Annotated in this window: 10 protein-coding genes; 4 read left to right on the top strand and 6 right to left on the bottom strand. The window is 40.8% G+C overall.

Annotated features, from left to right (window positions below; genetic code table 11):
* Positions 1–190: 190 nt before the first annotated feature.
* The gene (locus AB4160_RS09935) at positions 191–430 is read left to right on the top strand and encodes a hypothetical protein (RefSeq protein WP_372004441.1); all 240 of its coding nucleotides are present in this window, start codon (positions 191–193) and stop codon (positions 428–430) included.
* 72 nt (positions 431–502) lie between these two features.
* On the opposite strand, the gene AB4160_RS09940 is transcribed toward AB4160_RS09935, so the two are convergent.
* From AB4160_RS09940 to AB4160_RS09955, 4 genes are all read right to left on the bottom strand, one after another.
* On the bottom strand, positions 503–1,594 hold the full coding sequence (locus tag AB4160_RS09940; RefSeq protein ID WP_102531019.1) for a GGDEF domain-containing protein: 1,092 nt from the start codon (positions 1,592–1,594) through the stop codon (positions 503–505).
* A gap of 206 nt (positions 1,595–1,800) precedes the next feature.
* Positions 1,801–3,897 (bottom strand): HD domain-containing phosphohydrolase, encoded by a 2,097-nt coding sequence (locus tag AB4160_RS09945; protein ID WP_372004444.1) that lies wholly within the window; start codon positions 3,895–3,897, stop codon positions 1,801–1,803.
* A gap of 2 nt (positions 3,898–3,899) precedes the next feature.
* A complete protein-coding gene (locus tag AB4160_RS09950) occupies positions 3,900–4,169 on the bottom strand; it encodes a hypothetical protein (RefSeq protein WP_372004447.1) in 270 nt (89 codons plus the stop codon).
* A 233-nt stretch (positions 4,170–4,402) separates the two neighbouring features.
* A complete protein-coding gene (locus AB4160_RS09955; RefSeq protein ID WP_372004450.1) occupies positions 4,403–5,953 on the bottom strand; it encodes a helicase HerA-like domain-containing protein in 1,551 nt (516 codons plus the stop codon).
* A gap of 370 nt (positions 5,954–6,323) precedes the next feature.
* Here AB4160_RS09955 and gloA point away from each other — a divergent pair, with 370 nt between their 5' ends.
* From gloA to AB4160_RS09970, 3 genes are all read left to right on the top strand, one after another.
* The gene (gene gloA, locus AB4160_RS09960) at positions 6,324–6,707 is read left to right on the top strand and encodes a lactoylglutathione lyase (RefSeq protein ID WP_372004453.1); all 384 of its coding nucleotides are present in this window, start codon (positions 6,324–6,326) and stop codon (positions 6,705–6,707) included.
* 87 nt (positions 6,708–6,794) lie between these two features.
* Positions 6,795–7,895 (top strand): alkene reductase, encoded by a 1,101-nt coding sequence (locus tag AB4160_RS09965; RefSeq protein WP_372004456.1) that lies wholly within the window; start codon positions 6,795–6,797, stop codon positions 7,893–7,895.
* Positions 7,896–8,155: 260 nt separating this feature from the next.
* Positions 8,156–9,016, top strand: coding sequence for a DMT family transporter (locus tag AB4160_RS09970; protein ID WP_102477050.1), 861 nt, complete (start codon positions 8,156–8,158; stop codon positions 9,014–9,016).
* A gap of 61 nt (positions 9,017–9,077) precedes the next feature.
* On the opposite strand, the gene AB4160_RS09975 is transcribed toward AB4160_RS09970, so the two are convergent.
* Both AB4160_RS09975 and AB4160_RS09980 read right to left on the bottom strand, forming a co-directional pair.
* On the bottom strand, positions 9,078–11,669 hold the full coding sequence (locus AB4160_RS09975) for a M1 family metallopeptidase (RefSeq protein WP_102439110.1): 2,592 nt from the start codon (positions 11,667–11,669) through the stop codon (positions 9,078–9,080).
* Positions 11,670–12,080: 411 nt separating this feature from the next.
* On the bottom strand, positions 12,081–12,737 hold the full coding sequence (locus AB4160_RS09980; protein WP_371999518.1) for a LiaF domain-containing protein: 657 nt from the start codon (positions 12,735–12,737) through the stop codon (positions 12,081–12,083).
* Between the last annotated feature and the right edge of the window lie 322 nt (positions 12,738–13,059).

Below are 13,059 nucleotides of genomic sequence, written 5' to 3' on the forward strand. Positions count from 1 at the left end.
AAAGCTAAAAGCTAAAAGCTTAGCTGGTTAACCCATCTTTTGTCAGAATAAGCTCTTTAACTGCTTGGTAATATTTAACGTAACCTGTGCCGCGACACTCACTGACAATGGTGGCATAATTTAGCTATATATTGACTACAATGTCGGTGTGCTATGCCAAGGTGTGTACCATTAAGCTGAGGAGAATTAAGTGAGCAATAGACAATTAATACTACTGCTTAGAACCTGCATAACCATTGGTATTTGGTTAATTTTACTTGGGGTTTATTTGCACAACTTTAATGATACCGTAGCCGCAATGGGCGTTAAGGGAATTATCATCAGTTCGATGTGTGTCGCTTTTGGTATGGCACTGTCACTGCCAACTAAAATGTATTTAACCTTTATTTTGGTTGCTAGAGAAGCAAATAAAAAAGACTCATCCGAATGATGCTATCTGGCGGTGAGCGCAAGTTCATTCTCAGCCTCAACTGCAACTTTTGCCTCAAGCTTAACTTAAGTCTTATTCTTCACAAGATACCTTTTGGCGACACACTTGGTTTCTACCGGCTTTTTTCGCTTGGTACAAACAGCGATCGGCTAAGGTTAAAAGCTTGGTTTTATTAACGAGGTGACGCTGATTGGCACTAACACTGACCACCCCAGCGGATGCTGACAGAAACCCGGTTGCTGAATCACTATGCTCAATCTCGAGCCGTTTAAGCTGCATGGGGAGATCTTCAAGCCAGTGCTTATTTTGATTTGAACTGACAGAAACCAAAATAAATTCTTCGCCACCAAAGCGCACCACCATATCGGCACCTTGGTTTGAAAGTAACTGGGCAAAGCTGACCAAGGCTTTATCGCCCATTAAATGCCCGTAGCGGTCATTATATTTTTTAAAGTGGTCAATATCGATCATCGCCAATGAAAGGTACTGCCCCTGTTTTAAATTGTGTAACAGAGTCGAGAATTGCTTATCGAAATTATAGCGATTATGAATCCCTGTTAACTTATCAGTTTGCGCTTTTTGTGTTTGAATTAACTCGTATTTATATTGTTTTCTCAGCAGTACATCCGTTTGATATTGCATCGCGGTCATGATAGCAACTGTTATCACATAGAAGTTTATACTCCAAATGATATCCACCTCGGTGTTGAATTGGATTATAAGCAGAGCAACACCCAGTAACAGCCAAATAATGAACTTTTGACCTAAGTGAAGTATGGGAATGGCTGTAATAAAAATGGCTGACAGCATAGGGCCGCCTTCATGGAGCTCTTGATGGTTAATAGCATAGCTATAAAAGAATAAACCATTGATGAGGGTAAACAGCACCGCAAAAAATAACAGTATCGAATCAAGGTAACAGGTGGCTGATTTTTTAATACTGAAAATCATTACCATTGCAATTAGGAGGCTGACAATACGGGTTAAGATGTCGGCGAAAGTATAATTAGTGGCTGCAAATGAAGATAGGGTAAAAAATAGCAACACCGTAATTAAGATGTAACTCATCATTACTGCATTTGTGCGTGAGCGTTGATTTAAAGATTGTTGAAATGATAGTTCTGCCTCTTTATCTAACACCCACTTAGCAGGTAACCATTTCATTATTGACTTCCTTAGATTAATACTACGAGATACGACTCAAACCCTCAGTTAACATTATAGTATTAGTTAATTTTTTAGTTAATTTTTATTTCGCATTTTGGCTACTTGATCGATTATTTTATGATTAATCTCGTGACTATTAGTTAGACAGTATTGCATGAATACCCTCTATTCATGCTGTTGCTTTACAAGCCTGATACTGAACTTTAGGGCATATTGGGGCAAGTCTTCTTATTAACTATCTTGTTAATAATCTCAGTAAATTGAGTTACATTGTGGATTTGCTGCTGGTCAATATTGATATGCTCTAACGCAAGTTCAATATTAAGGTTATCAAGTTCTAGTTGCGCGATTAGCGACTTTGCATCTAGCTCTATATGCTCTAGGGTTAAGATAAGAAAGTCATTGCCAAACACTCTATAAATTAACGACTCTGGCAAAAATGCAGTTAACTTGTTGGCTATAAAGGTAAGTTTTTTATCACCTTCGAGCCAGCCGTGGGTTTTATTGTATTGACCAAAATTGAACAAACTGATGACGTAACAGCAATGATAATGTTTGCTAAATAGCTCTTCGTTTAACGTGATAACGTGCTCTAGATATCGATAGTTATATAAACCGGTAAGCGAATCTTTGTAATAATAGGCAAGCCTTGCTTCTTCAAACTCATCCTTTAAATAATTATGATCAACAGGAATTAGATTAGCACTCTCTAGCACTGGCACAGCTGCTTTTACCGTTTCAGGGCAAAATTGTTTACCTGCCAGCGCCTTTATTTCTGCGATAGCTTCTTGTTTCGATTTACTCATTTTATAGATACGTTTTGAGGTCATAGCATCAAAGGCGTCAACTAAAATGAGAATATGAGAAAGTGGGCAGATCTGTTTGCCTTTAAGTCCCCGAGGGTAACCCGTCCCATCATAGTGTTCATGATGGCACCTGATGATTTCAGCATGTTTTTTAAAGGCTTTAATCGATACCAGTAGCTTGTAGCCGCTGTCTAAATGCTGCTGAATAATTTTGTATTCTTGCGAGGTGAGTTTACCTGGTTTTAGTAGAATACTATCGGGTGTAGATATCTTACCTATGTCATGCATGATTGCTGATTCATAGAGGATTTCCACTTCAGCATTACTAAAGCCCATCTCTTTAGCTATCATCACTGAGTATTGTGCAACCCGCCGCGTATGACCAGCGGTGTAGCTATCGCGCCGCTCCACTAAATCAAGCATAGATGATAGTACTTGACGGTAGTTTTTTACATCTTGTTGCTTGTGTTTTAGTGCCAGCTCTCGCTCTTTACTATTAAGGGCATTTCTTTCTATCACGTATAAACATATAACCAGTAACACGGATAAAAAGATGGCGATAATGGCAACCAGATTATTGTAAAAATTGAGCTCAACCATCAGCTTGTTGATCTCTTGATCTACTGCAAATTCTAAATCATCCACATATACCCCTGTGGCGATAATCCAATCAAAAGGCTTATATAATTTGGCATAGGCCAGTTTTTTAACGATTTCATCATTGGTTTTACGTTTGAAATAATACTCGAAGTAAACTTCACCTTGAGCATTAATGCCATCAAGCTCCATCTGGAAGGGGTAGTTACCTTTGATGTCTTGACTGAGGGTTGATAATAGCAGCCCTTCGGTTTCAGGCTGGCTAGGGTGAACTTTTCTAATGGCAAAGTCATCACCACCGGCGTAATTAATCACTTCATTTACCCAAACGTAGGTTTCTGGGTTCTGCAGTTTAATTAGCCTAATAAAGGCAGCGATCCTTTTTTTCGCTTCATTGATAACTTGAGGTGGTAATAATGACAGTGTCATTTGCATATCATCAGCAATCGCTGTGTTAATACTTATTTCAGCCAAGGTATTGTCTGGCTTAGAGGAGTGTAAACTTGGCTTATGGGATGACTGACAAAGAGCTTGTCCTGATTGTGTTAATTGGTATTGAAACTCATCATCGTCAGCGGCTAAAGTTTGTAGCACTTGGCAGCGTTGATGTTCAGGGGTGTTATTAAGTACTAATTTGAATTGTTGCGAATGCGTTTGTAGATTAGTTTGTTGTTTTTGGTATTCGCGCTTAAGGGTTGCTTCAGCTGCGATATGCACCGATGAAACAAGATCAGTAATATGCTCTTTTTTTAATTTAAATAAGTTTTCGCTGATAAGCTGTTTTTGCTTATCGATGACAAAATCTTCTGAGCGATTATCTAGATACAGAATTGATATACAGAATGAAAATACAATCAGTCCAAATAATAATGACTTTCTTAAATGCAGGTTAATCATATCTATAAGTCGCCCCTTATTAAGTTATTGTGACTAATAAGGGCTGATGGAAGCACAGGGGCGTAATATGCCACTAAGTGCTTGAGGTGTTTGATGCTAGCTGCGCGTATAACGTCAGAAGGTCTTGTAAAATAGCGAAGAATAACAACATAAGTGGTTTCAAAGGCATTGGCCTGAGTAATGCTATCTATTACAGAGGCATCAGCTAACGTGACATATTCTAACGTGACGTCTAGTAAACTAAGATTGAGTAAAGTGAAAAATTGGCTCATCCTTAATCACCTCTAAAAACTCCATTAACTAAACAATAGCGCATTTATTAGTGAAGTTACAACTAAGTTAACCAAAGGGATTGCTGAAATTTTTCAAAGTTAGATATTATTGATTTAATAAAAAATATAGCTTGTCACAAGGTGATCTTTCTAGGCAGTTATGGCTAAAAATTCCTATTTACAGGTCAAGGATGAGTTAAAATGACTGGCTAGAGCAATATAACCGCGAACAATTATTTACCGCTTTTGCCGCTAATGCTGCCCAGTATTCCCCGCAAAATTTGTTTGCCAAACTTACTGCCCACCGCGCGTGCAGCTTGTTTTGAAAAGCTCTGTACTAGACCTTGACGGCGCTTGGTGCCAAATAGCAATTCGCTAAACCAATTGCTTTGTTCATCCTCGCTATCTTTTTGGGGTGTTGAGCTTGTTTTTTTGGGGGTAGACTTTTTACTGTCAGCTTTTTCTATAGGAGGCTTGGCATCAGGGGCTTTTTCAAGTTGCTCGAGTTGATTGAGGCGTTCATAAGCCGACTCGCGATTAATGGCGATATCATAATGATTACCGATAGGGCTTTGGGCGCGACAAGCATTACGCTCAGTCAGTGTTAATGGCCCCATACGACAGCGGGGCGGGGATATCAGCGTTTGCTCAACCATACTGGGCACACCATTATCTTGTAAGGTTGATACTAAGGCCTCACCCACGGCTAAGCTCGAAATCACTGCGGTGATATCCAGTTTAGGATTTACCACAAAGGTTTCAGCGGCGGCGCGAACCGATTTTTGGTCCCTTGGTGTATAAGCCCGCAAAGCATGTTGAATACGATTACCCAATTGTCCCAATATCGCATCGGGTATATCGTCAGGAAATTGTGAGCAAAAATACACCCCAACCCCTTTAGAGCGGATTAGGCGCATAATTTGCTCGATACGCTTAAGTAGATGATCTGGGCTATCCTCAAACAGTAAATGGGCTTCATCGATAAAAAAGGCCAACTTAGGTTTGTCGGCATCGCCGACCTCAGGCAGGTTTTCGTATAGCTCGGATAACAACCATAGTATAAAACTGGCATATAAATTTGGGGTTAATACTAATTTATCTGCCGCCAGAATATTGATTAAGCCATGGTTTTGCTCATCAACGCCCATGATGTCACTTAGCTCAAGGGCGGGCTCGCCAAAGAAAACCTCACCACCGTCACGCTTTAAACTCATCAGCGATCGCTGAATCGCCGCTAATGATTGCGCACTGACTAAACCGTATTCAGCACTGATGGTTTTACGCTCTTTTGAGACCAAGGTCAGAAGCGCTTTAAGGTCGTCTAAATCCAGCAGTAATAAGCCTCGGCTATCGGCTAAGGCAAAAACGATGTCTAAAATGCTGCTTTGGATGTCATTTAGCCCCAGCATTCTGGCTAATAATGTTGGCCCCATTTCACTGACGGTGGTGCGAATAGGGTGACCTTGCTGGCCGAGTAAGTCCCAAAAAACGCATGGATTAGCTTGGGGGCTGAAATTGCTAATACCAATTTTATCAGCGCGGGCTAATAGTTTATCTGACACCTTGCCTGCAGCGGCTAGACCTGAAATATCCCCTTTAATATCAGTAACAAAAACCGGCACACCTTGACGGGAAAAGTTTTCAGCTAACATCATCAGCGAGACCGTTTTACCCGTACCTGTCGCTCCTGCAATTAAGCCATGACGATTACCATAACGCAGTTGTAGCTCAACGGGATTATCGCCTTTACCTATCAATATCGTGTTTGTTGAACTTTGTTTCATTGTCGCTCCTTGCAGATATTGCTTTAGGTAAAAGCACAAAGGGGTGATGGTTAACGCTTATGTAATACGTTTATGGCAATAACAGTGTAGAACAAGAATGTAAAATAAGAATGTCGAATTGATTGGCTGGCGCACAAACGCTGCAACCGGTAAGTAGCATGTCGCTAGCGAGTGATTCATTTTTGTAGCGCTATAAAATCTATAGCTCATACGAATAATAAAAAATTATCGTTTTAAGAATTTTTAATAATTATTTTAATCCTCTCCATTACCGTAAACTAGCCCTATTAAATCAACGCAAGCGTTTTAGATTGTTATTTTGTTATCACTACTAACAGCGCTTTCATCTCTGTGAAGCTAAGGGCAAATTATGAAATTTTTACACACTATGATCAGAGTTGCAGATCTTGAGAAATCGATTGAATTTTATACTGATGTGCTGGGTATGAGTGTGCTCGATAGAGCTGAAAACACTGAATATCGTTATACCTTAGTGTTTGTTGGTTATGCCGATCAGCCAGATGGCACTAGCATTGAGCTGACTTACAACTGGGATACAGACCTGTATGATATGGGTAATGCCTTTGGTCATTTAGCCTTAGGTGTGGATGATATTTACGCTGCTTGCGACAAGATTAAAGATTTAGGCGGAAAAGTCACTCGTGAGCCCGGCCCTGTAAAAGGCGGCGCGACGCACATCGCATTCATCACTGACCCTGATAACTATCAAATTGAGCTGATTCAACTGAGCTAACTGAACCGAGCTAACTGAACTGAGCTCGTTATCTCAAAGCCCTATTACATCGGCTGCTCAATGACCCATTTTTCGAGGAATGACAACATGAAACAAGCATTATTTCAAACGCTGCAACTAGGCCGTCATACACTAACCAACCGCATTGTAATGCCACCAATGACCCGTTCACGTGCTTCACAGCCAGGAAACTTGGCTAATGGCATGATGGCAAAATATTATGCTCAGCGCGCACAAGCGGGTTTAATTGTGGCTGAAGGCACGCAGATTTCTGCAATGGGTCAAGGTTATGCTTGGACACCGGGTATTTACAGCCCTGAACAAATTGCGGGTTGGAAAAAAACCACTGATTTAGTTCATCAACAAGGCGGGGTTATTTTTGCTCAGCTTTGGCACGTTGGCCGCGTTACTCACCCTGATAATATTGGTGGCGAGCAACCTATTTCATCTTCTGCCCTTAAAGCTGAAAATGTAAAAGTCTTTATCGACAACGGCACCCAAGAGCCTGGTTTTGTTGATGTGGTTGAGCCACGGGCAATGACCAAAGCAGATATTAAAGCTGTGATTGAAGAATATCGTCAAGCGGCGCTTAATGCGATTGAAGCGGGTTTTGATGGCATTGAATTACATGCTGCTAACGGTTATTTAATTAACCAGTTTATTGATTCAGAGGCGAATAACCGCACCGATGAATACGGCGGCTCAGTAGAAAACCGTTTACGTTTTTTAAGTGAAGTGGTTGGCGCTATGATTGAGGCGATTGGCGCTGACAGAGTTGGGGTGCGTTTAGCTCCATTTACTTCATTAAATGGCACCGTTGATGCTAACCCTGTTGAAACTTACACTGCTGCAGCAGCGTTATTAAATACCCATAAGATTGTGTATTTACATATTGCAGAAGTGGATTGGGATGATGCTCCTGAAACCCCAGCAGGCTTTAAAAAAGCGGTACGTGAAGCATATCAAGGGGTACTCATTTATGCCGGTAAGTATAACGCCGATACCGCAGAGCAAGCGATACAAGATGGCTTAGTGGATATGGTTGGTTTTGGCCGCCCATTTGTGGCAAACCCAGATTTACCTAACCGTATTAAGCATGGTTACCCATTGGCTGCGCATGATCCAGCCACCTTATTTGGTGGTGATGAGAAAGGCTTAACTGATTATTGTGAGTATGCTAGCAACTAATGCCTATAAAGCGCACGCTTGCTAGTTAAGCAGTCGCTAAACAGGTTAAAATATAATAGCCACTTTACTTCACTGTAAAGTGGCTATTTTACTATATGAGGGGGTGGTTAAGCTAACCGCTAATACCTTTCTTTTTATCAATGCATGACGATCCATGCATATTGATACAGCACTTTAGTTAATCTTATTTTCACTGCGGCCTGCTTGTTTTAGGCGCTGATGAGCTGTGTCTGTTTCAATATTACTCTAGAGAATTATCAATGCGCGGAGCGTTATATTTATTTATTGCCACCTTGTTGGCTGCTGTTGGCTGGATTTCGTCAAAGCTTGTGGTTGATGAAATGCCCGGCGAAGTGTTTATTGCTAGCCGCTTTATGTTAGCTAGTCTGATTTTATTACCTTTTTGCTATAAAAGTATTTGGCGATTAAGAGCCAAGCAGTTGCTATTAGCCTGTGGAGTAGGCATTTTCTTGGGGATGTCGTTACAGATTTGGGTGTTTGCGGTATCGATCAGTAATAGCCTGTCTGAAGGGGCATTTATCATGAGTTTAGCGATGATCATTGCGCCTATGACCGCCTGGGTTTTGTTTAAAGTTAAGCCTCACCGCGCATTTTGGTTAGCTTTACCCATCAGTGTGGTAGGGATGATGTTACTGAGTTTAAGTAATGGCTGGCAAGTGGAGACCAGTCAATGGTATTTCTTACTTGCCTCTTCATTGCTGTCTGTTCATTTTGTGTTGAACAAAAAAATTAGTCTCAGTATTAAGCCACTTGATTCGATATGTTTACAGTTATTTATGGTTGGCTTAGTTGCTGCTGTGTATGTTGCCTTTACCCAGCAATTAAGCTTTGAGGTCAATGATAGTTTGATATTTTGGTTTGTGGTCTCTACTGTTATCGCTACGTCAGTGCGTTATGTATTTCAGACTCTAGGCCAGTATCAAGTTAAGATGGAAACCGCGGCATTGATTATGATTTTAGAGCCTATTTGGACCATGATCTTAAGCTTTAGTCTGTTAGATGAGCAAATTTCGCTGCAAAAAGTTATTGGCGGTGCGCTGATTTTTATATCCCTAAGTGTTTATATTAAGCTGTCTAAGCCACCTAAAAACGCTAACTGATGCACTAACAACAAAAAGCCAGTCGTGAGACTGGCTTTTTAGTTAAGGCTCTACAGACCGATTAGAGCTGGTTTAAGTATTTCTCAACGCTGGCAAGTTCACGCTGCTTTAAGCTGACGCAGTTTTTAACACTTTCATCGAGCTTGGCTAAGGTACGGCCAAACTCAGGTGTTTGCGCGACTTTTGGCTTAAAGAATGTGTTGGTTGTATCCAGTGCCGCTAAATCACAACCGCTACCGGTAAACGATGGGATCATCGCCACCGCAAAGGGAGGTAGTTTCGCTTTTATGGCGCTGAAGTTAGCATAGATCCAATCTCTAAAGCGTTGTTTACGCTCATCGGTATAAGCTTGCCCTGCAAAGATATAGCGTAAATCTGGCGCATTGACTTTATCGGTCAAACTATAAGCTAGCACGCTGTTTTGTAGTTTTTCAGTAGGCGCATAGCCTAAGGCATACATTAAACGAGTGCGTTTTTGCGGGTCTTTCGTTACCTCAAATTCAGCTTTTACTTTCGCTAATACCTTACTGTCACCAAAATACACTGCAATATTGAGGTAAGTGCCGATAAGGTACTGGTCAACATCGTTATTACCATTAAGGTACAAGTCAGCTTGTTTTTTAGCGGTTGCAATTGTGGCTTTATCTTTGGCTTCAAAAGCTAATAAGTTAATCAATGTTGGGCGTAACTTACTAATAGATGACTTTTCATCAACTTTTGCAGTAACACCGTACTTCTCGATTGCGCTTTGTGCTCTTGAGGCAATGAACTTAGCCCATAGCTCTTGGTTGGTGTCATCAATAAAGGTGCGTTTTTGAGATTGTAAGTAACCTAATGCGGCAGAGACGATTTGCGGATGTTGGTCATCAATAAATGCGCCTAAAATATTCAGTAACTCACCACCTGAGATAAAGCCGGCATCTAATAAGGCATCAGCTGCTGAGATCAAGGCTTTACGCTCACGAGCTGTAAGCTGGGTTTTAGCATTGGCTAATAAGTTGCTCATTTGTGTTTCATCTAACAACCAGCGGTAGTAACCCATGGCGTCTGAATCTGGATAAATCCAATCAGGACTGAATGCTAATTTGATGGTTTGCGATTGACTGGTGAGTAAAATGGTTTCGGTTGCAACTTTGTCGCCTTTACCGTATTTAACCGATACTGGCACAGTCCAAGACTGCTTTGCAGCTACAGTGCCAGCATTTACAAAGCGGCTTTGTTTAAGGGTTAGCTTATCACCTGCTAATGACACATCGATTAAAGGGTAAGATGATTGTTCAATAAAGGTGCTTAAGATACTGCCAACATCTTTACCAGAGGCTTTTGATAAGGCATTCCAAAGATCATCAGCTTCAGTATTTTGAAAGGCATGATCTTTAATGTATTGACGAATACCCTTATTAAATTCAGCCTCGCCGATATAGTTTTCTACCATATCTAGCACTGCTTCGCCTTTACTATAGGCAAGGCCTAAACCGTCCATAATGTCGGCTTCGGTTTTAATGGGCTTGCGGATAGGCTTGGTCGATACCCGTGCATCTAATGACATCACGTAGTTTTTGGATAATGCTAAGTTAGATTCAAATTCTGGGTGAATTTGCTCGGTCACTTTCGCAGCCATCCAGCTGGCAAAAGCTTCGTTTAACCATAGGTCATTCCACCATTGCATGGTCACTAGGTTACCGTACCATTGGTGTGCTAGCTCGTGGGCAATAATTGAAACGGCAGTTTTTTTGCTATTTTGGCTGGCGGTTTGCTCATCAACTAACAAAATATCTTCACGATAAGTGACTAAGCCTGCGTTTTCCATCGCCCCAAAAGGAAACTCAGGTACGGCAACGCTATCAAGCTTTTGATAAGGGTAATCGACCCCAAAATAATCTTCTAATGCACTAAGCACTAACGGCATTTGCTCGGCTGCATATTTGGCTAGCTCGATTTTCCCCTTAGTGGTTATTACGCGCCCTGGGACTTTCATGCCTGTGACTTCAATTTCTTCAAATTGACCCACAGCATAAGCAACAAGGTAAGAGGATATTGGCTTGGTTTGAGCAAATACGTGAGTTGTCAGGCCATCTTTGGTTGCAACTGAAAGCTCTGGGGTATTGCTGTAAACCTTTTCAGTACTTGGGGCTGTGATGGTGACTTGAAAAGGGATTTTATATTCTGGTTCATCAAAGCTTGGAAAACTGCGGCGCGCATCACTCATTTCAAACTGGGTAAATAAGTAGGGCAGGCCGCCATCAATGGTTTTATACAGGCCGACAGATTGACGGTTATAAGGAGCTGTGAAATCCATTGAGAAAGAATATGCACCAGGTTCGATAGTATGTGGGCAGTTAAACAAAACCACCCCAGTATCTTGCATGATTACATCTAGTTGGCAGTCTTTGTTGTTAGCTGATTTGGCATCTAACTGGATATTGCTAGCAGTGTATTCTAAGCCGTTAAGTTGTAATTGCTTAGTGGCTTCAAGCACTTCAATTTGAATGGCTGTGCTGCCTGAGAAGTTATCTTTTACTGGATCTAAGTTGAGCTTAATACTTTGTGATAGTGGCTTGGCGACTTTACTTAGCACGTATTCATTGGCTAAGGCGTCGGTACTTCCCACAAATGAGAGCGTAACCAGTCCCGCAGTGACGATTCGATACATGTTATTTCCTGTTGTTTTAATTATCATTCCATGATGTTTAATGGCATTGATTAGGATTGAGTGACTATTAGCGTTTTTATTGATAATGATTGTATTCATAACGCTTGTATTGGAACCATTGCATTGATGATTCTATAGGGTCATTTAAAGCTGATGCTGATTATAACAAGTTAACAGCTAAGCGGTAACTTACGAGCATCATTTAAGTTGGGGTTGTTGTAACAATTGATGACTTGCTTAGAGTATTTAGTGTGATTACTTAGAGTAGCGCTTGATTGAAGCATCATCTAATCCCAGCTTGGCGATTGCTAGGTATTGAGTTACTTATGGCTTAGAGCTGATTTAATGGCCGAAATAAGGCAAATATTATCGTTGAGGTTTGCCTTATATTCGGATCTTGTGTTCTTAGTATCAAAAGTAGTTTTTAGTATCGAATGCCGATTTTAAGTTGTTGGCAAACTCGATAAACTTTTCTTTAATGGTGCGCTTGATAGACACCTCCAGCGAGCCCAAAATAACCTTACCCTCAATGGTGATGACAGGAGCTTGGCGGGTTGCGATAGAAGGCGCTTTGTTTTCAATGCTACTGACGAGCCCGTAAGTTTTACACACCACATTAATGCCTTCAGGAACATAGATACTGCTACTGCCCAAAAAGCAATTAATCTCAATGGTGACATGTTGATGCTGAAAAATGGCATCACTAAAGTCCAGAGTGGTTTCGCCAATAATATTATTAACCTTAATAACCTTTGGCACCACCCATTGGCCGCTACGTTCACTGTTACCTAATATGCTGGTTAAGCGCATATCTTCAGTGGCAGTTTTGCTGCCATAGTTTGGCGCAAACTGGTGGTCTTTTTGCTGACTATAGTCAGTATCAGCGGTTAAGGTTAGGTCTGCGACCAGTGCGATTATCTCTTGATGGTCACTGGAGTTCATTGCCTCATCAAGGCGTCTTTCAAAGGCTTCAGCAGAGATAATGCCGTGGCTATAATTGACAATTAACTGATCGATAACTTGTTCTCTGACTTGCTCAATAGGACGATCTTCTAAAATCACGGCCATAATGTCACTCCTTGGACTTTATAGTACATAGTGACTCAGATTTTAGTCACTATGGTAGATGTTGTATTTAAGTTAAATTAAAGCAATGTGCATGCCAGTTTAAATATAATGTTTTTAAACAGAGTCTTAGGTTTTTTTGGTCATTGGTTACCAATATTAGACTTAATAAATAGCAATAATGTAGTGAAAGTTCCCAGCTTAATTCGTCAAAATAACCTGTAAACAGCCATGGGGTTGTTATTTTTATTTGCAGAACGTGACGCTCTTCAGCCATAAAGAACTGCTTTTAGCTATTACTTTTATGGTTTAAATACACCATAAA

It is taken from the genome of Shewanella sp. 10N.286.51.B8 (genome assembly GCF_041469325.1).
GTDB lineage: Bacteria > Pseudomonadota > Gammaproteobacteria > Enterobacterales > Shewanellaceae > Shewanella.